Origin of the sequence: Roseateles sp., from assembly GCF_044373315.1 — a bacterium.
GTDB lineage: Bacteria > Pseudomonadota > Gammaproteobacteria > Burkholderiales > Burkholderiaceae_C > JACDQM01.
The window spans coordinates 11,856-36,179 of sequence record NZ_JBILQK010000025.1 but is presented as its reverse complement, the minus strand read 5'-3'; the positions used below and the strand labels follow the sequence as shown (position 1 = coordinate 36,179).

Sequence of the window (24,324 nt, the reverse complement as noted above, 5' to 3'; positions counted from 1 at the left end):
CCCCAAAGTGGATGAAGGCCTCCCTAGGGAGGCCTTCATCGATGGCGTGAATGCGGTCGAGGTGCTTACTTCACCACATAGGCTTTGTGTTCGTCGGCCGTGTCGTACCAGTCCAGGTCGTAGTCGGGGGTGACCTCTTGTCCATCGTCGTCAAACACCCGGCTCTCGAAGCACCAAAGATGCTTAATGGGCACAACCGAGTGAACAGCGCCCAGCGCCGCCACAGCGGCAACGCTGGGCTCAAGGCCACTAGGCACACACACTTTGTAGCACCCCATCGCCTCGCGGTCTTCGTAGTAGAGGTCGCAGAAGTCTGCTTCGGTCGAGATGACCACGTAGAAGAGCTCGTGCTCCTCGATTTCAGCTTCCGGGCGGGTGGTGTTCGTTTGGTCGGTCATGGTGAAAACATCAAGTCATGGCGAAGTTGCCATTTCAGGGTAGGCAGGTGTTTTAAATTCGCTTCCCGGCGGCGGCCGTGCCCAAATCGGGAAGCGGGCCCGCAGGCCCTTGATTCAAACAAGGCCGCGCTCGGCCATGGACTGAATTGAGTGCGCCGTGACGATCAGGTGGTCGAGGACCCTGACGTCCACCAGTGCCGTCGCCGCCTTGAGGGTCTGCGTCAGGGCTTCGTCCGCCCGTGACGGTTCCGGCGTCCCTGAGGGGTGGTTGTGCACGAGCAGCAGAGCGCTGCTGTTGCGGACCATCGCATCGCGCACCACTTCGCGCGGGTAGACCGACGTTTGACTTACCGTTCCCCGGAACATCTCGACGTAGTCGATGACCCGATTCTGGGAGTCAAGATGCACCACCGCGAACACCTCGTGCTGCAGTTGCCCGAGCCGGGTGCGCAGGAATTCTTTGACCGCTGCGGGCGACGACATCACGTCGCTGCCGCGCACCTGTGAGGCCAGCAGCCGCTGCGCCGCCAGCAGGACTTCGTCTGCCTCAGCTGGGCGGTACTGGCCAGCATGATCTCGGACGAGGAAGCCACCCGCGCCAGCGGGGGCAGACAGAAGGGAGTCGAGGGACGAGAACAGGTCGTGTTGCATGAAGAGCTCCGATAGCGGGCGGGATTGCCCGGGACCGGAACCCGCACATCGCAGCGCAAGTCGTCACAGGTTCGAAGACGGCCGCAAGGCCGCAAGTGCCAATAGGCACGCAGACCTTGACGGCGAGAACGGTGTGCAAGGCTGAAGGGACCAGTAAGCCAGCCCCACACACATGCCAGAGTGAAAGGGGCAAGCGCAGCGCGCAGGCTGTGGACGCGTCCACGGCCGGAGGCGTGAGGGATTGAAGCCTGATGGCCGCGACTCGCACGAGGCGCGGGGCGCAGCCCGCAAAGCCCGGCGGCGGTAGCCGGCACGCCCTGGACTCCCTGTGTCTTTTTCTGAGACTTCTTAATTAGATGGAGCGGGTGCAGCGTGCCCCCACACCCTGGTGCGTGGGCACACGACAGGTGCAAACCCTTCCGAGTTGTTGTCGGCGCCACGGAGATCGTGAGCGGCTGAATGTAAAGACTTTGTAAAGACGACCGGAGGGATAAAAAGATCGGGGGTGACGGTTCTAGACGAAGAACCAGAGGCGTGCAGACGCACACATCAACAGTCCCGCGCCGATGGGTTCACCCCAGTGACGCCGTTCACTGGTTCTTTGTCTCTTCCTTTCGATTGGAACCCTCATGGCTCAAAAACCTGCCAAAACTGAAGCCTCCCTCCCTGACCTGACCGCTGTGGCCTTGGCTGCCTCGACGGCTGCCTCGGACTCGTCGCTCGACTTGACCACCCTGCGCCTGCCGCAGAACTTCGGCACTGTCTCTGGCGTCCGCAAGGTCGTCAACACCGTCCCGGTCCGCAAGCCGGGCAACCAGACCTTCGTCCGCGTCCACCCCGGCGCCGAATGGACCTTGGCTGCGCTCATCCTTCAGCTCAAGGAAGACGGCGAGTGCTACTTCGTGATGCCGACCCTTGCGGCCGACCTCGCCCAGGAGGTCCGCGCCAAACAGCTGTACACCTACGTCGGTCGCGACGGCAACGTCGCCCTGTGGCCCGTGAACCTGCCCGGCGACGATGGCCGCCTGGACCAGTGGTCGCAGTCCGCCCACTCTGCCGCCGACATGGCGAAGAACAGCTGGGTGCGCCTGGTCGCAAACCGCCACGTGGGTGCCTACGACGTGTACGAGGCGCCCAACGTGTCCGATGAGCCGGTTTGGCCCGACCTGACCTTCCGCGAGGTGCTGAACCTGGCGTTCAAGGACCGCCTCATCACGTCGCTGGACCACCCCATCGTGAAGCGCCTGCGCGGGGAAATTTGATGCGTATCGACGACTACACCGAGGTGTGGGTCGTCGATTTTGAGTTTCGGGCTGCTCCTGGTGAGCGGCCCGATCCTGTTTGCCTCGTAGCTCACGAGGTGAACAGCGGTCGTGAAATCCGCCTCTGGGAGGATGAACTCAAAACCGGGCCATGCCCATATCCAACCGACCCCGACAGCCTTGTCGTGGCTTACTACGCCTCCGCCGAAATGGGGTGCCATTTGGCGCTTGACTGGCCCCTGCCAGCGAACGTGCTCGACCTGTACGCCGAGTTCCGCGTCGAGACGAACGGTAAGACGCTTCCCGTCAGCAATGGCCTGCTAGGCGCCCTCGAATACTACGGACACAGCGGCATCAGCGCCCTCGAAAAGGACGCCATGCGCGACCTGATTCTGCGCGGTGGCGCGTACAGCGAAGCCGAGCGCCAAGCCATCCTGGACTACTGCGCTTCCGACGTGACAGCCACCCGCCAGCTGCTCGGCGCCACGCAGGGGTTCATCTTCGAACACCCCCGCCTAGGCCAGGCGTTGCTGCGTGGCCGGTACACCAAGGCCGTGGCGCACATCGAGTTCGATGGCGTCCCGGTGGACGGCGTGCTGCTGGGCAGGTTGCGCCGGCACTGGAGCAGCTTGCAGGACAGGCTGATTGCCCGAGTGGATGACCAGTACCACGTCTACGAAGGACGGACATTCAAGCAGGCAAGGTTCGCCGACTACATCCAGACCCACGGTATCGCCTGGCCGACGCTGGCGTCAGGCCGGTTGGCCCTGGACGACGACACGTTCAGCGAGCAGTGCAAGTCGCATCCGCAACTACGCCCCCTGAAGGACCTGCGCCAGGCGCTTGGTCAGCTGCGTCTGAGCGAGCTGGCCGTCGGGCTGGACAACCGCAACCGGGCCATGATGTCGATGTTCCGGGCTAGGACGGGCCGTAACCAACCCTCGAACTCCAAGTTTGTCTTCGGCTTATCAGCGTGGCTGCGCGGCCTCATCCGACCTGCGCCGGGCAACGGCTTGGCCTACGTGGACTGGAGCCAGCAGGAGTTCGGTATCGCCGCCGCCCTGTCCGGCGACGAGAAGATGCAGGCGGCGTACCTGTCGGGCGACCCGTACCTCGCATTCGCGAAGCAGGCTGGAGCTGTCCCATCTGATGCGACGAAAGCAACCCACGGCCCGCAGCGCGACCAGTTCAAAGCCTGTGTCCTCGCAGTGCAATACGGGATGCAAGAAGAAAGCCTGGCGCGCCGTATACAGCAGCCGCCCGTCTTCGCCAGAGAGCTGCTCAGGATGCACCGTCGGACCTATGCGCGCTTTTGGGCGTGGTCCGATGGCGTGCTCGACCACGCCCTGACCCAGCGCAAGCTGTGGACCGTGTTCGGGTGGATGCTGCATGTCGATGATCGGCCGAACGGCCGGTCACTCAGGAACTTTCCCATGCAAGCAAACGGCGCTGAAATGCTGCGCCTGGCCTGCTGCCTCGCTACCGAGGCCGACATTAAGGTCGTCGCACCTGTCCACGACGCTGTTCTGATTGAAGCGCCGATGGACCGGCTCGAAGCCGACACCGAACGGATGCAGGCGCTGATGCGTCAGGCCAGCGCCCAGCTGCTGGACGGCTTCGAGCTGCGCTCAGACGCGAAGCTGATTCGCGCCCCGGAGCGCTTCTGCGACGAGCGCGGCACCGTCATGTGGGAAACGGTTCAGGACTTGCTGCGTGAGCTGGACGGGGAGACCGCTCAATGACGCTGCAAGCCACAAACGTCGCGGAGCGCCGCCACGCGTGGTCCGCCGCTGCAGGCGGTTACACGCCGGCACCGGAGAGGTCGGCAGGCTTCATCAAGGGGCCACTGCCGCTGGGCTGGATGCAGAAGGCAGCGCAGATGCCCGGCAAAACCCTACAGGTCGGCCTCACGCTCTGGTATCTGTCTGGACTGCAGAAGTCCAAGACCGTCAAGCTCGCAAGCAAGCCGCTGGCGGCAATGGGCGTGTCTCGCGATGCCAAGTACGAGGCGCTGGAACGCCTGCGGTCGGCCGGGCTGATTGCCGTTGAGCAGCAACCGGGCAGCGCGCCGACCGTCACCCTGTTGGTGGACGACGACTGAGACGCATGATGGAAGAAGAAGGAGGGGCCTCAGCCCCTCTTTTTTCGTCTGTACGTCACATGTGATCGTGCCCGTCGAAGCCGCCACCGAAGTCCATCGATCCGCCGCTTTGATGGATGTCTTGCCCGAAAAGACTGCCTCCAACGTCGATGCCGCCGATGCTGTTGTCGATCATTGGCAGGCCCGTGCTCGGGTTGATCACCGGGGCGCTGTGATCATGGTGCGGAGAGCTTGAAAAGCAGTCGCACAGCCAGGTCCAGAGGTTCATGGGTACTTCCTTCTTCAGGGTTGATGGTGAGGTTCAGTCTTGCCCGGGCAACAGAACCGTGATCACGGGCTCCAGGTCGTCGCCCGGGCCGATGTGCAGTTGCAGCGTTGTGAGCCGAGGTCGGCAGCCGCGCCCACCGCGCGGCACGCGGTAGAGCTGAAAGCTGACCCGGTCGCCTTTGGCCCGCCGCGCCGCGACGAATGCCATCCACAGTACGTCCCAAAGCCTGCCCGGTTCGTCCTGCAGGGCCTGTCGCTTGCTGTCTTCCGCTGTCCATGTCACGCAGTCGTTCCAGACTTCAGCCGTCAGTGCCACTGGGACCTTGAACCCCGCTTCGCGGGCCACGTTCGTGACGTCGATGAGCATGCCTTCCGTTATCGCGTCGGCACGGGTGTATCTGTGAATGATCGGCAATCGGTGCATGTCTGGTTCTCCTGGTTGGTTGGATGGTCGGCACGGTGGCCTTGGTAAGCCGGATTCCAAGATTCCGAGCCTGTGCGTCCGGCTCCTTGAGCCTTCGCGCATGCCCGGAACCACGGGGTAAGCCGTCTTTCCTGAGTTCGTCGCCTGCAAACGTGCACAGCTGGGTTTCCGGGGTTGGCCATCGGTGAATACAAAGCCGCAGCCCATGGGGACCGGGTGCCGTTTCAGCAGGGGCGTGCCGGTGGCTCTTCCCCGGGCACTCGGCTACGGTTGCCAGCAGGGCGACAAGGCCGGAACGACGCTGCGTCCACCTTCCGGAGTGGTGCGCAGCGCAGTCGGCGCGGTCTGGCGGCAGCCAGTCCGCGCGGGAGTCCGGGGGCCGCGTGGCTACGAAGTCGCACACGTGGGGCGAGGCGTTCAGCCGAAGCCCGGGAGCGCACGCCCGGCCCACCGGGCAAGCGAGCGACGGGGGAGCCGCAAAGCAGTGGCCGACAGGTCGAAGACCGGCGTCGAGCCACAGGCATCCCCCAGGATGCCGGTGCTGCAGTGGGGGGCGAAGCCCCGCGCCCCAAGCCGCAGGCGCGGGAAACCGGGAGGCGTCAGGCAACGCACTGACCGAAGTCGGCGCAGCGTCCAGCGAAGCCGGGCGTCCCGGTTTCCCGCGCGTGGAAGTGCCCGCTGAGCGGGGACTGGAAGGCGTGGGGCGCCGGTATTCCTGGGGCACGGGGTGGCGTCCAGACACCCCGAGAGAGCGACCGATCGTCCAGATCGGGAAAAGTGAACGGTGCCTGGTTGCCGCAGGACAACCTGTTCGCCTCGCCCGTTCGCCCCTGGTGGCTCAGCAGGTCGAACAGGCGGTTCATCGCTAGACGAAGAAACCCAAAGGAGATTCTTCGTGAAAAACAGCGATGGGCGGCGGGTAGCCGCCGATAACGAGGTCCGCATCTTGCGGGCGCTTCACCGTTTCGGGTGGTTGCGCACACGCGACCTAGCTGTGCTGGTGTGGAGCACATGGGCTCGGCACCCGAAGGGCGAACTCAGCTTCGCCCAGGTTGAACCGACTGCAAGTCAACTGCGGATGGCACAACGAACACTGCGCCGGTTGCTGGAGCAGCGCATGGTCCTTCGTGCGACCGCGCCAGACGGAGCCCAAATTTACGCCGTGGCAGAGCCAGGCGCTCGGCGGCTGCAGGATGTCGGGCTGCCCGCCGCATCCGGAAAGGACCTTGTGCGTTCGTTTAGCGCGAGCTACTACAGACATCGCTGCATCGCGAATGCCATCGCCGTAGCCAGCATCGTTCAGGGTTACAGAGTTTCGACCGAGCGCGAGATCTCGCGCGGTGCGTGGGCGGGCGGTGAGAGCGGGCTGGCGGGCAAGAAGCCGGATGTCCTCCTGCGCTCAGGTAGCGCATGGACGTGGGTGGAGGTGGAGCGTAGCCGCCGCAACGCCAAGGACTACGCGGCCTTGCTCAACTGGTTGGACTGGGCCCGTTCGCGGCTTGGTCGGGAGCTGGCAGTTGGTGCCGTGCTTGAGCAGGTGGTTTTCGTGTGCACCGAAGCATTCGAACGGCGGCTGCGCGCCGACCTGGCCGGCCGCGGCTGGAACGCCCAAGACGCCCAAAGGCTGATTGCGTATAAAACTGGTGCCTATTCTTTTCAGAACATCAGTTTTGGCAATTGAGGTGACACGGACCTGGCTGGCACCGGTCGAGACCCCTGATTCACCACCCAAAAAATCCGGGTGGAAACCCGACGGACGCTGCCAGCCCCGTCGGGTTTTTTACTTGGGCCACTTCGCGTAGCTCAATGGGGCGGGCACTCCTTCGAAGTGGAAGGCAGCCATGGCTGCAAACAGCGGCTCCAGCGGGTATTCGTCGTTGCCGTACGAACGCGCCTCGCTGGCGCTTGTGTGCCCGGTGAGCGCATCGTGCACGTCTTCCGAGATTCCCAGCTCACGACAGCGGTGCTTGAACAGGTGCCTGAACGAGTGGAACACCTTGCGCCGGTCCAGGATCTTCAGCTCGTCGCGCAGGAACTTCCCGAACTCCTTGCCAAAGCCAGAGCTGCGCCGCTGGTACTTGTCGGGGGTCAGCGTCGGAAAGAGATACCCGTCCTGGTCAGGGAGAGACTCAGCATAGGCGAGAAGGCCTGCATCTAGCAGTCTTTGGTGGACCGGCACCCGTCGCCTTGAGCTTTCGTTCTTCACTGCGCTGTCTTCACCTTCGTCCGTGATGTGGAAGAAGTACCCAAGGGCTGCGTGGCGGCGGATTTCCTTCACACGCAGCTGCGCGATCTCTTCGATCCGCGCGCCGGTATACAGGCCGATCAGCGGCAGCCAGAACTCTGCGGGACCAAACTTGCGGCCCGCTACCGCACCACGCTGAAACACCGCGGCGCCGAAGATGGTGCCCAGCTCATCCGAGGTAAAACCAGCGCGAGGCTTCTTGGTTGTCTTGGGCATGGCGACCAATACGCCCGCCGTCGGGTCAGACGGTAGAAGTTCATCATGTACCGCGACCCGAAAGATGGTCCGCAGGATCGAGATCTTCTTGTCTACGGTCTTGCTGGTCTGCTTCTCGGCCAGTAAGTGGTCGCGGAAGTCGATGACCTGCCGCTTACCTACCTCTGCTGGCTGTATGCCCCTTGTAAATGTCTCGAACGCTTTGAGGATGCGTTGAAACTCGTCCGATGTCTTGGCCCGGCGGACGGTCGCGTTGCGCCATTTCTCGAAGAGCTGATCCCAGGTGAGCTGCGCCAGAACAGGTCGTGCTGTGGGTCTGGGCAGAAGACTGGATGACGGAGCAAGTACCTCGGGTTCGACCAGCTCACCCTCATCGCGAAGCGCAATGCTCTGGATCGTTTTGGTGTATCCCTGCAAGAAAGCCAGCGACAGTCTGCGGTAGTCCCGGTCGGGGAGACGCAGCTCATAACCCTGGGACCTAAGGAATACCTTCAGCAGTCCTTCGATGAGTGACGTGTCACCCGTGCGGTTGGCCTGTCGCAGCGCTGCAAGCTGCTGCTCTAGATGCTCCTGTCGCAGTTCATAGTCCACCTCACCGAACGGACTGGTGCGCAAGTCGGTGTCGCAATCGAGGGAGTCGCGCAGGAAGGATGCTTTCAGCTTGGCGATGAACTCGTCGTCGATGCTGGTGATGACAGTGAGCGGCGCCGTGTGCTGGACGGCTGACTTCCTGCGTTCGTCGAACTCGCGATCCAGGCGCAGGGACTCGATCTGGACACGCTGCCACGCCACTTGACGGTCGCGAGTGCGAAGAGAGAACTTGATTTCAGCGCCCGGGTAGCAGGCGATCAGATCGACGGGGACTTTGGCCCTGAAGTAGTAGGTGTCGCCGCGCTTGTGCAGGCGGGGATGTCGGTACATCTCGTCGTCTTTCATGGAAGACAGTCTAGCGCCGGTGTACCAGGCCGGTGTACCACTCAGAAACGAAAAAGCCCTTGAATCAAAACTATCCGTTTGGATTCAAGGGCTTACGTCATTTCTGGCGGAGAGGGCGGGATTCGAACCCGCGGTGGGCTATTAACCCACACACGCTTTCCAGGCGTGCGACTTAAACCGCTCATCCACCTCTCCGAAGCCCGCCATCATAACGCAGTTTTCCTTCCGAAATCGTTTCTGCCAGATGGTTTCGGTTTCGCACACGCCATTCGCGTACCAGCCGCTCACGAGGCCTTGCTGCCCTTCATCAATGCCATGGCGGTGCCGATCAGTCCGCTGACTTCACTCATGTTGCCCGGCACGATCATCGTGTTGTTCTTTTGGGCCAATTGGGCATAAGCGTCAACGGCCTTCTCGGCCACTTTCAGCTGCACTGCCGATTGGCCACCGGGTTGCTCGATTGACGCCGCAATCTTGCGGATGGCGTCTGCCGTGGCATCCGCCACGGCCGTGATCGCTGCAGCTTCGCCCATGGCCTTGTTGATCTCAGCCTGCTTCTCACCTTCCGAGCGGGCAATGGCCGCCTCGCGCTCGCCGGTCGCGATATTGATCTGCTCCTGGCGGCGGCCTTCAGAGGCAGCGATCAGCGCGCGCTTCTCCCGTTCGGCGGTGATCTGCGCCTGCATCGAGTGCAAGATTGCAGGCGGCGGGGTCAGGTCCTTGATCTCATAGCGCAGCACCTTGACGCCCCAGTTCAATGCCGCTTCATCCAAGGCTTGGACGACCGAGCTGTTGATCACATCACGCTCTTCGAAGGTGCGATCCAGCTCCATCCGGCCAATCACGCTGCGCAGTGTCGTCTGTGCCAGTTGGGTGATTGCGATGATGTAGTTGCTTGAGCCGTAGCTGGCGCGCATCGCATCAGTCACCTGGAAGTACAGGATGCCGTCGACTGTTAGCTGCGTGTTGTCCTTGGTGATGCAAACCTGGCTAGGCACGTCCAGCGGGATCTCTTTGAGGGAGTGCTTGTACGCCAGGCGGTCGACGAAGGGCACGAGGAAGTTCAGCCCTGGAGTCAGCGTGGCGTGGAACTTGCCCAGCCGTTCGACGACCCAGGCGTTCTGCTGCGGAACAACCTTGATGGAACGGACGATGAAGATGGCTGCGATGACCAGCAGCACGAGTGCGATTTCCATGATTCCTCCCTGGTTTCAATCTGTTGCGACGATCAATGGCCCAGCAAGAGGCAGCTGCCTTCGATGGCCTTGATGACATGTTGCCCTGCACCCGGCTCACCGGTCCCGATGTAGCGCGCATGCCACTCGGCCCCGCGGTAGCGCACCAGGGTCGAGCCGTCGGGCTTCCATTGCTCGACCTGCACGGATTGCCCGATATCGAGGTTGGCATCAGCGTTTCTTGATGCTGGTTTGGTTTGCGGTCGGCGCTGGTGCCAAGCGATGACGGCCGCGCCTCCGACAAGTGCGGCGGTGACGATCTGCGCATTGCTGCCCAGGCCCAGATGTGCCGCAATGGCCGCGGCCGCGGCTCCGATGGCCAGCATCAGCAGGTAGAACGTGCCGGTGAGCAGCTCGACAGCTACCAGGACACCGCAGGCTACCCACCAAAACGTTGTTGCGTTCATGTCCATGTCACCTCCCTGAGCGCATGATGCGGCGCAGTGTAGCCTTGCTGTTTGCCGTTGCCATCGTCCTGTTTGTACGACAGGAACGTGTAGTGGCTTCGGTCTGCCTGGAGCTTGGCCCTACACTTCGCGCCTTCCTGTTTTTCGTCCCGCCTCCGGAGGCACCAGATGCTGCGTTTTCGCTTTCCCATCGTCATCATCGACGAGGACTACCGCTCCGAAAATACTTCGGGTTTGGGTATTCGCGCCTTGGCGGACGCGATCCAGAAGGAAGGTTTCGAAGTGCTGGGCGCCACCAGCTATGGCGACCTGAGCCAGTTTGCCCAGCAGCAGAGCCGGGCCAGTGCCTTCATTCTGTCGATCGACGACGAGGAATTCACACCAGGTCCCGAGCTTGATCCGGCGGTGCTGAACCTACGCAAGTTCATCGAGGAAATCCGGTTCAAGAACGCCGATATCCCCATCTATGTCTATGGCGAGACGCGCACCTCGCAACACTTGCCGAATGACGTGCTCCGTGAGTTGCATGGCTTCATTCACATGTTCGAGGACACGCCTGAGTTCGTGGCGCGTCACATCATCCGCGAAGCCAAGAGCTACCTGGATGGCTTGGCGCCGCCGTTCTTCAAGGCGCTGATGGACTATGCGCAGGACGGCTCGTATTCCTGGCACTGCCCTGGGCATTCTGGTGGCGTGGCCTTTCTGAAGAGCCCTGTGGGCCAGATGTTCCACCAGTTCTTCGGTGAGAACATGCTGCGGGCGGACGTCTGCAACGCCGTTGAGGAACTCGGCCAACTTTTGGACCATACCGGCCCCGTGGCCGCGTCCGAGAAGAATGCCGCTCGCATCTTCAACGCGGACCATTGCTTCTTCGTCACCAATGGCACCAGCACCTCAAACAAGATGGTGTGGCACCACACGGTGGCGCCCGGCGATGTCGTGGTTGTGGATCGCAACTGCCACAAGAGCATCCTGCACAGCATCATCATGACGGGTGCGGTGCCGGTGTTCATGACCCCCACACGCAACCACTACGGCATCATCGGCCCGATCCCGGAAAGCGAGTTCTCACCTGAGAGCATTCGCAAGAAGATCGCCAAGAACCCCTTGCTCAAGGGCGTGGATGTCAAGAAGGTCAAGCCGCGCATCATGACGCTGACGCAGAGTACCTACGACGGCGTGCTCTACAACACCGAGACCATTAAGGCCAAGCTCGACGGCTGGATCGACACCTTGCACTTCGACGAGGCGTGGTTGCCCCATGCGGCCTTCCACAACTTCTACGGTTCCTACCATGCCATGGGCAAGAACCGCGTGCGCCCCAAGACGGCGATGGTCTATGCAACACAGTCCACCCACAAGCTGCTGGCCGGACTCTCGCAAGCCTCGCAGGTGCTGGTGCAGGACTCACAGAACGTGAAGCTGGACAAGCATCTGTTCAATGAGGCCTATCTGATGCACACGTCCACCAGCCCGCAATACTCGATCATCGCCAGCTGCGATGTGGCTGCGGCCATGATGGAACCCCCAGGCGGCACCGCGCTGGTGGAGGAAAGCATCAGCGAGGCCTTGGACTTCCGCCGCGCAATGCGTAAGGTCGACGAGGAGTACGGCCAGGACTGGTGGTTCAAGGTCTGGGGACCGGACAAGCTGGTGGAAGAGGGCTATGGCAAGCCCAGCGATTGGATGCTCAAGGCCAATGCCAAGTGGCACGGTTTTGGCAATATCGCCGCCGGTTTCAATATGCTGGACCCGATCAAGTCCACCATCATCACCCCCGGTCTGGACATGAGCGGCAAGTTTGCCAAGACAGGCATCCCGGCCAGCATCGTCACCAAGTTCCTGGCCGAGCATGGCGTGGTGGTGGAGAAGACGGGGCTGTATTCCTTCTTCATCCTCTTCACCATCGGCATCACCAAGGGGCGTTGGAACACACTGCTGACGGCGCTGCAACAGTTCAAGGATGACTACGACAAGAACGCGCCCTTGTGGCGCATCCTGCCCGAGTTCTGCGCGGCCCAGCCGCGCTACGAGCGCATGGGGCTGCGTGACTTGTGCCAGAGCGTCCATGAGGCTTATGCCAAGGGTGACATCGCTCGGCTCACCACCGAGGTGTACCTGTCGGATCTCGAGCCGGCCATGACGCCCAGTGATGCCTACGCACACATCGCTCACCGCAAGACCCAGCGGGTCGAGATCGATGCGCTTGAAGGGCGTGTCACTACTGCGCTGCTGACACCCTACCCACCAGGCATCCCGCTGTTGATTCCGGGTGAGCGGTTCAACAAGCGCATCGTCGATTACCTGAAGTTCACGCGTGAGTTCAATGCGGCTTTCCCTGGCTTTGCCACGGACGTGCATGGTCTGGTCGAGGAGAAGGGTGAGGACGGGCGCTCGCGGTACTACGTCGACTGCGTGGCTGCTTGATGGGGCTTGCGGCCTCCAAATGAGAAACGGGGCTTCAAGCCCCGTTTCTGTTTTGTGAAGGTGCCTGTTGAATCAGGCTTCTTCGTCGGTCAGTGCGACGTGACTGAAGCCACCGTCCACGTACATGATCTCGGCGCTCACACCGGCCGCAAGATCAGATAGCAGGAATGCTGCAGCGTTGCCAACATCGTCGATCGTGATGTTGCGGCGAATCGGTGTATTCGCCGCAAAGTGTGTCAGCAGCTTGCCGAAATCCTTGATGCCTGAGGCTGCCAGCGTCTTGATCGGGCCGGCTGAGATGCCGTTCACGCGCACGTTCCGGGCGCCCAAGTTGTACGCCAGGTAGCGCACGCTGGCTTCGAGGGAAGCCTTGGCCAGACCCATGGTGTTGTAGTTGGGGACATAGCGCTCTGCGCCCAGGTAGGACAGGGTCAGCAAGGAGGCGCCGGCGCGCAGACGCGGTGCAGCAGCCTTGGCCATGGCCGGAAAACTGTAGGCCGAGATGTCGTGCGCAATGCGGAAGTTCTCGCGGGTCAGTCCGTCGAGGAAATTCCCGGCGATTGCCTCGCGCGGTGCAAAACCGATGGAGTGTACGAAACCGTCGAACTCCGGCCAAACTTCGCCGAGCTTGCTGAAGAGTGCCTCGATCTGGGCGTCATCAGCCACATCGCAGTCGTACACAAGGTTGGAGTCGAATTCAGCTGCAAACTCAGTGATCCGTTCCTTGAAGCGCTCGCCCACATAGCTGAACGCCAGTTCAGCGCCTTCGCGATGGCAGGCGCGGGCAATGCCGTAGGCGATCGAGCGGTTGGACAGCACGCCCGTGATCAGAAGTCGCTTGCCGGCGAGAAACCCCATAATTGCTCCTAGTTATTGAATGATGGATTTTCGCATGGACAGGGCGCCTGGCAAGGCGGAAGCTTGCGGGCATGGTGCTTGCATAGTACAATCCCGGCTTCGCTGAGAGGCTGAAGCTGACGTGGAGTTCCTTCCATCGGAGGCGGTTGCATAGCGACGAAGGTGGGCGGATTCATCCAGCCCATTTTTTTTGCTTGATCGGTTTATTGTTTCGCCCTGAGAAAGCCAGAGATATTCACGCATGAGTTGGCAAGCCGCTGTTGAGAAAACCGTGACCGGGCTCGGTTACGACCTGGTGGACTGCGAGCGCAGCGCCGGCGGATTGCTGCGCGTGTACATCGACAGGCTGTCTGAGCAGGCGCTGGCTGGCGAGCTCATCACAGTGGAAGACTGCGAGCGCGTGACGCGTCAGCTGCAGTACGTTCTCGAAGTCGAGAACTGCGACTACCAGCGGCTGGAGGTGTCTTCGCCGGGTATTGACCGCCCGCTGAAGAAGCTTGCCGACTACCAGCGTTTTGTTGGCAGCGAGGTGGAAGTGACCCTCCGGGTGGCCTTCCAGGGGCGCAAGAAGTACCGAGGACTGCTGTCGGCTGAGGGTGAGGGCTGGCGTGTCGTCTTCAATGACGGAAAGACAGACCAAGCACTGGATTTCAACCTTGAAGAAGTGCGGGATGCCAAGTTGGTGCCCCAGATCAGCTTCAAGGGGCGTAGTGCCAAGACTGAGGAGTCTGGCGCTGAAAAGGCTGGCAAGCCTGCTAAGGCGAAGAAAAAGCAGAGCAATGCCAAGGCCCGGCAACCGCTGGAAGCGGAGTCGGCGGCCGACAAGGATGACAAGGTTGACGGAGGTCTCGATCAATGAACCGCGAACTGTTGATGCTGGTGGATGCGATTTCGCGCGAGAAGAGCGTGGAGCGCGATGTCGTTTTCGGAGCGGTGGAAGCGGCGCTGGCCTCGGCCACCAAGAAGCTCTATGGCGGTGAGGTTGACATCCGCGTCACCATCGATCGTGACTCCGGTGAGTACGAAACCTTCCGTCGTTGGCACGTGGTGCCCAACGAGGCCGGCCTGCAGAACGCAGACGCCGAGATTCTCTTGTTCGAGGCTCAGGAGCAGATCGCCGACATCGAAGTGGAAGACCACATCGAAGAGCCGGTCGAGTCGCTGCCTATCGGTCGCATCGGCGCCCAGGCGGCCAAGCAGGTCATCCTGCAGAAGATCCGTGACGCCGAGCGCGAGCAGCTGCTGAACGATTTCCTGTCGCGCGGCGAAAAGGTCTTCATCGGGACGGTCAAGCGCCTGGACAAGGGTGACATCATTGCCGAGTCCGGCCGTATCGAAGCGCGTCTCAAGCGCAGCGAGATGATCCCCAAGGAAAACCTGCGCACCGGTGACCGCGTGCGTGCCGTGATCTTGGGTGTGGATCCGACCTTGCGTGGTCCTCAGATCATGCTGTCGCGCTCCAGCCCTGAGTTCATGAAGGAACTGTTTGCTCAGGAAGTTCCTGAGATTGAACAAGGCCTGCTGGAGATCAAGAGTTGCGCCCGCGACTCGGGCAGCCGCGCCAAGATTGCCGTGCTGTCGCATGACAAACGCGTTGACCCGATCGGCACCTGCGTCGGAGTGCGCGGCTCGCGCGTCAACGGCGTGACCAATGAGCTTGCCGGCGAGCGTGTGGACATCGTGCTGTGGTCGGAGGATCCGGCCCAGTTCGTGATCGGCGCCTTGGCGCCGGCCAACGTCCAGTCCATCGTGGTCGACGAAGAGCGTCATGCCATGGACGTTGTGGTCGACGAGGAAAATCTCGCCATCGCCATCGGCCGTGGCGGGCAGAATGTGCGGCTCGCTTCCGAGCTGACAGGCTGGCGCATCAACATCATGTCGGCTGAAGAATCGGCCGCCAAGCAGGAGCAGGAATCGGAATCGGTGCGAAAGCTCTTCGTCGAGAAACTCGACGTCGATGCCGAAGTCGCCGATATCCTGATCGCCGAGGGGTTCACCAGCCTGGAAGAAGTGGCCTATGTGCCGATGCAGGAAATGCTGGAAATCGAGGCCTTCGACGAGGACACGGTCAACGAGTTGCGCACCCGTGCAAAGGACGCGCTGCTGACCATGGAAATTGCCCGGGAAGAGAAGGTCGAGGAAGTGTCCCAAGACCTGCGTGATCTGGAAGGCATGTCGCCTGAACTGATCGCCAAGCTCGCCGACGGCGATATCCACACACGCGACGACCTGGCCGATCTGGCCGTCGACGAACTCGTTGAGCTGGCCGGTATGGGCGAGGCTGAGGCCCGCACCATGATCATGAAGGCTCGCGAACATTGGTTCACCGCCTAAGGCTCGAAGGCCCGGCCGCACCAGCATAGAACGCAAAAGTTAAGGATTTCCACAATGGCTGTGACTACCGTCGCCCAGTTCGCTGCAGAGCTTCAAAGGCCTGCGAGCACGCTGCTTGAGCAGCTGCAAGCTGCGGGCGTCAAGAAGGCGTCTGCTGATGACGCGCTCAACGAAGCCGACAAGGAGCGTCTGCTTGATTACCTGCGTACCTCGCATGGCACCGCAGGCGCTGATCGCAAGAAGATCACGCTGACGCGCAAGTCGACCAGCGAGATCAAGCAGGCCGACGCCAGCGGCAAGGCTCGCACCATCCAGGTTGAAGTGCGCAAGAAGCGCACCTTCGTCAAGCGCGACGATGTGCCGGGTGGTGTCGACGAGGCCAGCGCAGCCGCTGCCGAGGAAGCCGAACTGCAGCGCCGCGAAGAGGAGGCCCAGGCTCAAGCCGAGGCGCTGCGCCGCCAAGAAGAGGAGCTCGCAGCCCGCATGCGTGAGCGCGAGGCCGCCGAGCGCGCTGCCCGTGAAGCTGAAGAGCTGCGTCGGCAGGAGAAAGCTGCTGCCGAAGCCCGTGCAGCCGAAGAAGCTGCCGCCAAGGCCGTGGCTGATGCAGAGGCTGCGAAGAAGGCCGCTGCGGCCGCGAAGGCCAACGCCAAAGACGCTGCTGCTGATGCTGCAGCCGCCATCAACAAGGCGATGAGCAAGGGTAAATCTGCTCCAGTGGCACCCGCAGCCGCCGCTCCAGCAGCTGCAGTCGAGCCAGCGCCCGCCCCGGCTCCTGCCCCGGTGCCTGCACCTGCACCTGCACCTGTTGAACCGCCCAAGCCTGCGCTGCGGGTGATCAAGGCGGTGGACGTTGGCGCCGAAGAGAAGCAAAAGCAAGTCGATCTCGAGCGTCGCCGTAAGGCCGCCGAGGCCGAAGCTGCTGCCATTCGCGCGATGATGAACGCGCCCAAGAAGGTGATGGTGGCCAAGAAGGAAGAGCCCAAGCCGGCTGAACCTGCCAAGGAAATCAAGGGCACCATCCACAAGAAGCCGGGCACCCCTGGTGCAGCTACGCCTGCAGCGGGTGCCGGCGCCAAGCCGGGTGACAAGAAGTCGGTCAAGTCCGAGAAGTTGTCTTCCAGCTGGGCCGATGACGCCGCCAAGAAGCGGGGCCTGAAGACCATTGGCGCGACCGCGCCGTCTGGCGCTCGTCCTGCGGGCTGGCGTGCTCCGAAGGGTGGTGCCGGCGGCCGTCGTGGTGATCGCAATGATCGTGGCGGTGCTCCCTCCAACTTCGTGGCGCCTTCTGAGCCCGTGGTTCAGGAAGTGCACGTGCCCGAGACCATCTCGGTTGCGGATCTGGCACACAAGATGTCGGTCAAGGCGTCCGAGGTCATCAAGCAGTTGATGAAGCTGGGTCAGATGGTCACCATCAACCAGCAATTGGACCAGGAGACCGCGATGATCGTGGTCGAGGAAATGGGCCACAAGGCCTTTGCCGCCAAGCTGGACGATCCTGATGCCTTCCTGGAAGAGGAAGGCGTGGCAGCCGAGCAGGAGCACGAGCTCCTGGCTCGCGCGCCGGTGGTCACAGTCATGGGTCACGTCGACCACGGCAAGACCTCGCTGTTGGACTACATCCGCCGTGCCCGCGTGGCAGCCGGTGAAGCCGGAGGCATTACGCAGCACATCGGTGCGTATCACGTCGATACCCCGCGCGGCATGATCACCTTCTTGGATACCCCGGGTCACGCGGCCTTCACGGCCATGCGTGCTCGTGGCGCCAAGGCCACCGACATCGTCATCCTGGTGGTGGCGGCGGACGACGGCGTGATGCCCCAGACCAAGGAAGCGATCCACCATGCCAAGGCGGCGGGTGTGCCCATCGTGGTGGCGATGACCAAGATCGACAAGCCTGACTCCAACGCCGAACGCGTCAAGAGCGAGCTGGTCGGCGAGCAGGTCGTGCCTGAAGAGTTTGGTGGTGATTCGCCGTTCGTGGGCGTATCGTCCAAGACGGGCCAAGGCATCGACGCACTGCTTGAGCAGGTGCTGCTGCAGGCTGAGGTTCTGGAGCTGAAGGCGGCCAAGGACTCCATGGCCAAGGGCCTGGTGATCGAAGCCAAGCTGGACAAGGGCCGCGGCCCGGTGGCCACCATCCTGGTGCAGAGCGGTACGCTCAAGCGCGGCGATGTGGTGCTGGCCGGATCGACCTATGGCCGCGTTCGCGCCATGCTGGACGAAGACGGCAAGCCTTGCACCGAAGCCGGCCCGTCGATCCCGGTGGAAATCCAGGGTCTGACCGAAGTGCCGCAGGCCGGTGATGAATTCATGGTGCTGGCCGACGAGCGCCGCGCCCGTGAAATCGCCACCTTCCGTTCGGGCAAATACCGCGACGTCAAGCTGGCCAAGCAACAGGCTGCCAAGCTGGAGAACATGTTCAGCGAAATGGGTTCGGGCGATGTCCAGACTCTGCCGCTGATCATCAAGGCCGACGTTCAGGGTTCGCAGGAAGCGCTGGCCGCATCGCTGCTCAAGCTCTCTACGCCTGAAGTCAAGGTGCAGGTGGTGCACGCCGCCGTGGGTGGCATCAGCGAGTCGGACGTCAACCTGGCGATCGCCTCCAAGGCCATCATCATCGGCTTCAACACCCGGGCTGACGCCAATGCGCGTAAGCTGGCCGAGGGCAATGGCGTTGACCTGCGCTACTACAACATCATCTACGACGCCGTCGATGAGGTGAAGTCGGCGATGGGCGGCATGCTGGCTCCCGAGCAGCGCGAAGAGGCGCTGGGCACGGCCGAGATCCGCGTGGTCTTTGTCGCTTCCAAGATCGGTACCGTCGCCGGTTCGATGGTCACTTCCGGCCTGGTCCGTCGTGGCGCCAAGTTCCGCTTGCTGCGCGAGAACATCGTCATCTACACCGGCGAAGTCGACTCGGTGCGCCGCGAGAAGGACGACGTCAAGGAAGTCAAGGAAGGCTTCGAGTGCGGTATCAAGCTCAAGAACTACAACGACATCAAGGAAGGTGATCAGCTGGAGTTCTTCGAGATCAAGGAAGTCGCCCGAACGCTGTAACAGCGGAGTTGGCCTCAACCAGCAACCCCGCCCTCCGACGAGTGGCGGGGTTTGTGTTTAGGAGCAGTCCATGCGTCACAAAAGAGCCATCCCCAACCGCGGTTTCCGCGTCGCCGATCAGATTCAGCGCGATCTGTCGGAGTTGATCCGCGAACTCAAGGATCCACGCATCGGCATGGCCACGGTGAATGCCGTCGAGGTCACGCCGGACTACGCCCATGCCAAAGTGTTCTTCTCGGTGCTGGTGGGTGATCCCGCCGAGACCGCCGAAGCGCTGAACGAGGCTGCCGGCTTCCTGCGCAATGGCCTGTTCAAGCGCCTGCAGATCCATACCGTGCCGACATTGCATTTCCACTTCGACCGCAGCATCGAGCGCGCGGCCGAGATGAGCGCGCTGATCTCCAAGGCCAATGCCAGCCGGGCATTGGACGACGACGAGAGCCGCGAGGACTGAGTCACACCGTGATGGAAGCCAAGCCCCAGCGTGTCAAGCAAGTGCGCCGTGCTTTGCACGGCGTGCTGCTGCTGGACAAGCCGCTGGGCCTGTCCAGCAACAACGCATTGCAGAAAGCCAAGTGGCTGCTGCGTGCCGAGAAGGCGGGCCACACCGGCACGCTGGATCCGCTCGCCACCGGACTGCTGCCGCTGTGCTTCGGCGCGGCCACCAAGTTCAGCCAGGTCAGCCTGGACGCTGACAAGGTCTACGAGGCCACGCTGCGGCTGGGCGAGCGCACCAGCACCGGCGATGCCGAGGGCGATGTGCTGCAGACACGTGCCGTGGCCGTTGACCGCTCGATGATCGAGGCCGCTTGCGCGCAGTTTCTCGGCGAGATCGAGCAAGTCCCGCCCATGCACTCTGCACTCAAGCATGAGGGCAGGGCGCTCTATGAGTACGCCCGCGAAGGTGTTGAAATCGAGCGCAAGCCGCGCCGTGTCACGATTCACTCGATTGACATCCTCGACTGGCAGCATGAGAAGCTGCGCATTGCGGTGCGCTGCTCGAAGGGCACCTACATCCGCACGCTGGCCGAGGACATCGGCGAGCGTTTGGGCTGTGGCGCCCACTTGTCGGGCTTGCGCCGCACAGCCAGTGGCCCCCTGAGTGTGGACGACGCCATCAGCCTGGACGCGTTGGCTGCAATGACCGAGGCTGAGCGCGAGGCCATGCTGCGCCCACCTGACAGCCTGCTGGCGGACTGGCCGGCGCTGAGCCTGCCGGCCGACGAAGCGGCGCGTTTCCTCACGGGACTGCGCCGCCGCGTAAAGTCCGCCGATGCGCCGCAGGTCCGGGTTTACGGCCCCGACCGCGCCCTGCTGGGCAGTGCGCACGTCACCAACGGCGAGCTGATCGCCGATCGATTACTGAGCCCGCAGGAAGTGCAAGGCCTGCAAGCTGCCTGAACAGATTTTTAGAAAGCGTCGTATGACTACCCAGATCCGCAACATCGCAATCATTGCCCACGTCGACCACGGCAAAACCACCATGGTGGACCAGCTGCTGCGCCAGAGCGGCACCTTCGCCGACCACGAGAAGATCGTCGACACCGTGATGGACAACAACGCCATCGAACGCGAGCGCGGCATCACCATCCTGGCCAAGAACTGCGCGGTGTCCTGGGAAGGCACGCACATCAATATCGTCGACACCCCCGGACACGCGGACTTCGGCGGTGAGGTGGAGCGCGCACTGTCGATGGTCGACGGCGTGGTGCTGCTGATCGACGCGCAGGAAGGCCCGATGCCCCAGACCCGCTTCGTCACCAAGAAGGCGCTGGCCCTGGGCCTGAAGCCCATCGTCGTGGTCAACAAGGTCGACAAGCCAGGCGCAAAGCCTGATGCCGTCATCAACGCCGCCTTCGACCTGTTCGACAAGCTGGGCGCCACCGATGAGCAGCTGGATTTCCCGGTCGTGTACGCCTCGGGCATCAACGGGTGGACCTCGCTGGAAGAAGGCGCGCCGGGCGAGCAGTGGGGCCCCGATATGTCGGCCCTATTCAATACCGTGCTCAAGCATGTGCCAGCCCAGTCGGGTGACCCTGCCGCGCCGCTGCAGCTGCAGATCTCGGCGCTGGACTTCTCCACCTTCGTCGGCCGCATCGGCGTGGGCCGCATCAGCCAGGGCACCATCAAGCCCGGCATGCAGGTGGCCGTGATGGAAGGCCCGGACGGCAAGGCTGTCAACGGCCGCATCAACCAGGTGCTGACGTTCCACGGGCTGGACCGCGTGCAGGTCACCGACGCCGGCCCCGGCGAGATCGTGCTGATCAACGGCATTGAAGACATCGGTATCGGCGTGACCGTGACCGACCCCCTGAACCCGGCACCGCTGCCGATGCTGAAGGTCGACGAGCCGACACTGACGATGAACTTCTGCGTCAACACCAGCCCGCTGGCCGGCCGCGAAGGCAAGTACGTCACCAGCCGTCAGATCTGGGACCGCCTGCAGAAAGAACTGCAGCACAACGTCGCGCTGCGCGTGAAGGAAACCGACGAAGACGGCATCTTCGAAGTCTGCGGCCGCGGCGAACTGCACCTGACCATCCTGCTGGAAAACATGCGCCGTGAAGGTTATGAGCTGGCCGTGTCCAAGCCGCGCGTGATGTTCAAGGACGTGGGCGGCGACAAGCACGAGCCGATGGAACTGGTGACCGCCGACGTCGAAGAATTGCACCAGGGCGGCGTGATGCAGGCGCTGGGCCTGCGCAAGGGCGAGATGATCAATATGGAGCCGGACGGCCACGGCCGTGTGCGCCTGGAATACCGCATCCCGGCTCGCGGCCTGATCGGTTTCTCGAACGAGTTCATGAACCTGACCCGTGGTTCCGGCCTGATCTCGTCGATCTTCGACGGCTACGAAGCCCACAAGGGCGAAATCGGCGGCCGCAAGAACGGCGTGTTGATCTCGATGGACGACGGCGAAATCTTCACCTACGCACTGGGCAAGCTGGACGATCGCGGCCGCATGTTCGTCAAGCCGAATGACCCGGTCTATGAAGGCATGATCGTCGGCATCCACAGCCGCGACAACGATCTGGTCGTTAACGCCACCCGTACCAAGCAGCTGACCAACTTCCGCGTCTCGGGCAAGGAAGATGCGATCAAGATCACCCCGCCGATCGAGCTGACGCTGGAATACGGCGTGGACTTCATCGACGACGACGAACTGGTCGAAATCACGCCCAAGAGCGTGCGTCTGCGCAAGCGCCATCTGTCCGAGCACGATCGCAAGCGCGCGGCGCGCGGCGGCTGAACGCCGCCTGGCGCCGCACGCAGCGCGCCAGACTTGGGCTCCCCCTAACCCCCTCCGAGAGGGGGCTCCAGTTTGAATGACGCCCGCGTCCCCTCCTGGGGGCGCTCTTCCATCGATGAGTCATCGCAGAGCCGTTCTTCTGATGATCGTGGTCACGCTGCTGTGGAGCACGGCGGGCGTGGTGTCGCGGCACCTGGAGGCGGCGCGCGGGTTTGAAGTCACGTTCTGGCGCAGCGCCTTCAATGCGCTGGGTCTGGTGGTGGCGCTGTCGCTGATCCGCGGCCGTGGGCTATGGGCTCAACTCTTGCGTGCCGGACGCGATGTGTGGATTTCGGGCCTGTGCTGGGCGGTGATGTTCACCGCCTTCATGCTGGCACTGACGCTGACCAGCGTCGCGAATGTGTTGGTCACCATGTCGCTCGGCCCGCTGCTGACTGCGCTGTTCGCGCGCCTGTTTCTGCAGCACCGGCTGCCGGCGCGCACCTGGGCTGCCATCCTGCTGGGCAGCGCCGGCATCGCGTGGATGTTCGGCCATGAGATGCAGGCCGGCTTGAGCGGCTTGGCGGGCATGGCCGTTGCGCTCGGCGTGCCGCTGGCGGCCGCAACCAACTGGACTTTGCTGCAACACAGCCACGCCAAGGCGCAAGCCGCTGCGGCCGAGGAGGGCGCGGGCGACGACATGCTGCCCGCCGTGCTGCTGGGCGCCTTGATCTCCGCAGCGCTCACCTTGCCCTTGGCCTGGCCACTTCAAGCCTCATTGCACGACATCTCGCTGCTGGCGGGCCTGGGCGTGTTTCAACTGGCCTTGCCCTGTCTGCTCGCCGTGTCTCTGACCCGCGTGCTGGCGGCACCCGAGATCGCACTGCTGGGCCTGCTCGAAGTCGTCTTCGGTGTGCTGTGGGCCTGGCTTGGTGCTGGGGAAGCCCCGTCTACCGCGACGCTCGTGGGCGGTGCTATGGTGATCCTCGCCTTGTTGGGCAATGAGTTGCTGGGTATGGGAGGCCGCCGCGCGGCCGCGCCGACCCGCTGAAAACAGAGCAAGAACGAAACTGGAGTTGGCATGTCCGCCGCATTGATTCCCGCGCTGCAATCCGAGGGCCAGATCCTGGCTGAAGTCAACGGCTGCCTGGGCCTGATCACGCTGAACCGCGCCAATGCGCTGAACGCCTTGTCGCTGGCCATGATCCGCGACATCACCGCGTTGCTGAAGCACTGGGCCGCGACGCCCGCGATCCAGGCCGTGGTGCTGCTCGGTGCCGGCCGTGAAGGCAAGCCGGCCGCCTTCTGTGCCGGTGGCGACATCCGCTTCTTCCACCAGGCGGCGCTGGCCAATGACACCGCGCTGGAGGACTTCTTCACCGAGGAATACGCGCTCAACCACCTGATCCACAGCTACCCCAAGCCCTATATCGCCTTGATGGACGGCGTGGTGATGGGGGGAGGCATGGGCATCAGCCAGGGCGCCAAGCTGCGCGTACTGACCGAGCATTCCAAGCTCGCCATGCCCGAGACCAATATCGGCCTGTTCCCGGATGTGGGCGGCGGCTGGTTCCTGTCGCAGTGCCCGGGACGTGTTGGCGAATGGCTGGCGCTGACTGGCCAGGTCATCGCCGCAGGCGATGCCATCGAGCTGGGCCTGGGCGATGTGTTCGTGCCCAGCAAGGAACTGCCGGCCATCATCGAGGCCTTCCGCCATGGCCAACAGCCGAACGCCGAGCATGTCGTGGCCGAGGTGATGGAGCGCGCCGAACTGGCACCGTCGCCCGATCATCTGGAATTGCGCAGCCGCATCGACGCCCATTTTGCCAAGCACAGCGTGGCCGAGATCATGGCCTCGCTTGCCGCCGCCGATGATGAATGGTCGCGCCACACGTACAAGATGCTCAGCCAGCGCTCACCGCTGATGATGGCTGTAACGCTGGAACAGCTGCGCCGCGCCCGTTCGATGAGTCTGGCGGATGACCTGCGCATGGAGCGCGACATGGTGCACCGCTGCTTCCACCTGCGTCCGGGAGCAGCGAGCGAAACGGTCGAGGGCATCCGCGCCCTGGCCGTGGACAAGGACCATGCGCCGAGCTGGAACCCGGCACGCATCGAGGATGTAACGCCTGCGATGGTGCAGGCCTTCTTCGCCAGCCCCTGGCCGGCTGACCAACATCCGCTGCGCGCACTGGCCTGACAAGACCCGGCCCCGCCCATAATCGCGGCAGCGCCCCCACCGGGGCCTGCCGCGTTTTTCGTTGATTGCCTTGTCCT

20 protein-coding genes, 1 tRNA gene and 1 pseudogene are annotated in these 24,324 nt (G+C 62.8%); 13 read left to right on the top strand and 9 right to left on the bottom strand.

What is annotated here, in order from left to right; translation table 11 throughout:
- Nucleotides 1-65: 65 nt before the first annotated feature.
- Nucleotides 66-398: a hypothetical protein gene (locus tag ACIQ67_RS08295; protein WP_397533889.1), complete on the bottom strand. Its 333-nt coding sequence runs from the start codon at nt 396-398 to the stop codon at nt 66-68.
- A 114-nt stretch (nt 399-512) separates the two neighbouring features.
- A complete protein-coding gene (gene radC / locus ACIQ67_RS08290; RefSeq protein WP_397533888.1) occupies nt 513-1,049 on the bottom strand; it encodes a DNA repair protein RadC in 537 nt (178 codons plus the stop codon).
- 629 nt (nt 1,050-1,678) lie between these two features.
- On the opposite strand from radC, the gene ACIQ67_RS08285 reads away from it, so the two are divergent.
- The 3 genes from ACIQ67_RS08285 to ACIQ67_RS08275 are packed head-to-tail and all read left to right on the top strand — an operon-like array spanning nt 1,679 to nt 4,412.
- The gene (locus ACIQ67_RS08285) at nt 1,679-2,311 is read left to right on the top strand and encodes a hypothetical protein (RefSeq protein WP_397533887.1); all 633 of its coding nucleotides are present in this window, start codon (nt 1,679-1,681) and stop codon (nt 2,309-2,311) included.
- A complete protein-coding gene (locus ACIQ67_RS08280; RefSeq protein WP_397533886.1) occupies nt 2,311-4,053 on the top strand; it encodes a DNA polymerase in 1,743 nt (580 codons plus the stop codon). The genes ACIQ67_RS08285 and ACIQ67_RS08280 overlap by 1 nt, the downstream gene beginning before the upstream one ends.
- Nucleotides 4,050-4,412, top strand: a complete 363-nt coding sequence (locus ACIQ67_RS08275; RefSeq protein WP_397533885.1) for a hypothetical protein — start codon at nt 4,050-4,052, stop codon at nt 4,410-4,412. The genes ACIQ67_RS08280 and ACIQ67_RS08275 overlap by 4 nt, the downstream gene beginning before the upstream one ends.
- Before the next feature lie 55 nt (nt 4,413-4,467).
- On the opposite strand, the gene ACIQ67_RS08270 is transcribed toward ACIQ67_RS08275, so the two are convergent.
- Together ACIQ67_RS08270 and ACIQ67_RS08265 are read right to left on the bottom strand one after the other, a co-directional pair.
- Nucleotides 4,468-4,680, bottom strand: a complete 213-nt coding sequence (locus ACIQ67_RS08270; RefSeq protein ID WP_397533884.1) for a hypothetical protein — start codon at nt 4,678-4,680, stop codon at nt 4,468-4,470.
- Nucleotides 4,681-4,713: 33 nt separating this feature from the next.
- Nucleotides 4,714-5,103, bottom strand: a complete 390-nt coding sequence (locus ACIQ67_RS08265; RefSeq protein WP_397533883.1) for a DUF6573 family protein — start codon at nt 5,101-5,103, stop codon at nt 4,714-4,716.
- A gap of 895 nt (nt 5,104-5,998) precedes the next feature.
- Between ACIQ67_RS08265 and ACIQ67_RS08260 the strand changes: the two genes are divergently transcribed.
- A complete protein-coding gene (locus ACIQ67_RS08260) occupies nt 5,999-6,784 on the top strand; it encodes a hypothetical protein (protein ID WP_397533882.1) in 786 nt (261 codons plus the stop codon).
- A gap of 99 nt (nt 6,785-6,883) precedes the next feature.
- Here ACIQ67_RS08260 and ACIQ67_RS08255 read toward each other — a convergent pair whose 3' ends face one another.
- The 4 genes from ACIQ67_RS08255 to ACIQ67_RS08240 form a co-directional block, all read right to left on the bottom strand.
- Nucleotides 6,884-8,500, bottom strand: a complete 1,617-nt coding sequence (locus tag ACIQ67_RS08255) for a DUF6538 domain-containing protein (protein ID WP_397533881.1) — start codon at nt 8,498-8,500, stop codon at nt 6,884-6,886.
- 104 nt (nt 8,501-8,604) lie between these two features.
- A tRNA-Ser gene (locus tag ACIQ67_RS08250) sits at nt 8,605-8,695 on the bottom strand.
- An 89-nt stretch (nt 8,696-8,784) separates the two neighbouring features.
- Nucleotides 8,785-9,696, bottom strand: coding sequence for an SPFH domain-containing protein (locus tag ACIQ67_RS08245; RefSeq protein WP_397533880.1), 912 nt, complete (start codon nt 9,694-9,696; stop codon nt 8,785-8,787).
- 32 nt (nt 9,697-9,728) lie between these two features.
- Nucleotides 9,729-10,142: an NfeD family protein gene (locus ACIQ67_RS08240; protein WP_397533879.1), complete on the bottom strand. Its 414-nt coding sequence runs from the start codon at nt 10,140-10,142 to the stop codon at nt 9,729-9,731.
- A 168-nt stretch (nt 10,143-10,310) separates the two neighbouring features.
- On the opposite strand from ACIQ67_RS08240, the gene ACIQ67_RS08235 reads away from it, so the two are divergent.
- Entirely contained in the window at nt 10,311-12,569 is a 2,259-nt protein-coding gene (locus ACIQ67_RS08235) for an Orn/Lys/Arg decarboxylase N-terminal domain-containing protein (protein ID WP_397533878.1), read from the top strand.
- A gap of 72 nt (nt 12,570-12,641) precedes the next feature.
- On the opposite strand, the gene fabI is transcribed toward ACIQ67_RS08235, so the two are convergent.
- A complete protein-coding gene (gene fabI, locus ACIQ67_RS08230) occupies nt 12,642-13,427 on the bottom strand; it encodes an enoyl-ACP reductase FabI (RefSeq protein WP_397533877.1) in 786 nt (261 codons plus the stop codon).
- A gap of 241 nt (nt 13,428-13,668) precedes the next feature.
- Here fabI and rimP point away from each other — a divergent pair.
- The 8 genes and pseudogenes from rimP to ACIQ67_RS08190 all read left to right on the top strand — a co-directional run.
- Nucleotides 13,669-14,139 (top strand): annotated as a pseudogene (gene rimP / locus ACIQ67_RS08225) (ribosome maturation factor RimP); the annotation flags it as partial.
- Nucleotides 14,140-14,282: 143 nt separating this feature from the next.
- Complete coding sequence (gene nusA / locus ACIQ67_RS08220; RefSeq protein WP_397533876.1) at nt 14,283-15,761, top strand: transcription termination factor NusA; 1,479 nt, start codon at nt 14,283-14,285, stop codon at nt 15,759-15,761.
- Nucleotides 15,762-15,815: 54 nt separating this feature from the next.
- A complete protein-coding gene (infB, locus tag ACIQ67_RS08215; protein ID WP_397533875.1) occupies nt 15,816-18,818 on the top strand; it encodes a translation initiation factor IF-2 in 3,003 nt (1,000 codons plus the stop codon).
- Nucleotides 18,819-18,888: 70 nt separating this feature from the next.
- Entirely contained in the window at nt 18,889-19,272 is a 384-nt protein-coding gene (rbfA, locus tag ACIQ67_RS08210; RefSeq protein ID WP_397533874.1) for a 30S ribosome-binding factor RbfA, read from the top strand.
- Nucleotides 19,273-19,283: 11 nt separating this feature from the next.
- Nucleotides 19,284-20,219, top strand: coding sequence for a tRNA pseudouridine(55) synthase TruB (truB, locus tag ACIQ67_RS08205; protein WP_397533899.1), 936 nt, complete (start codon nt 19,284-19,286; stop codon nt 20,217-20,219).
- Between the two features lie 22 nt (nt 20,220-20,241).
- Nucleotides 20,242-22,068, top strand: coding sequence for a translational GTPase TypA (gene typA / locus ACIQ67_RS08200; RefSeq protein ID WP_397533873.1), 1,827 nt, complete (start codon nt 20,242-20,244; stop codon nt 22,066-22,068).
- A 115-nt stretch (nt 22,069-22,183) separates the two neighbouring features.
- A complete protein-coding gene (locus ACIQ67_RS08195) occupies nt 22,184-23,098 on the top strand; it encodes a DMT family transporter (protein WP_397533872.1) in 915 nt (304 codons plus the stop codon).
- A gap of 30 nt (nt 23,099-23,128) precedes the next feature.
- Nucleotides 23,129-24,247, top strand: coding sequence for an enoyl-CoA hydratase/isomerase family protein (locus ACIQ67_RS08190; RefSeq protein ID WP_397533871.1), 1,119 nt, complete (start codon nt 23,129-23,131; stop codon nt 24,245-24,247).
- Nucleotides 24,248-24,324 lie beyond the last annotated feature (77 nt).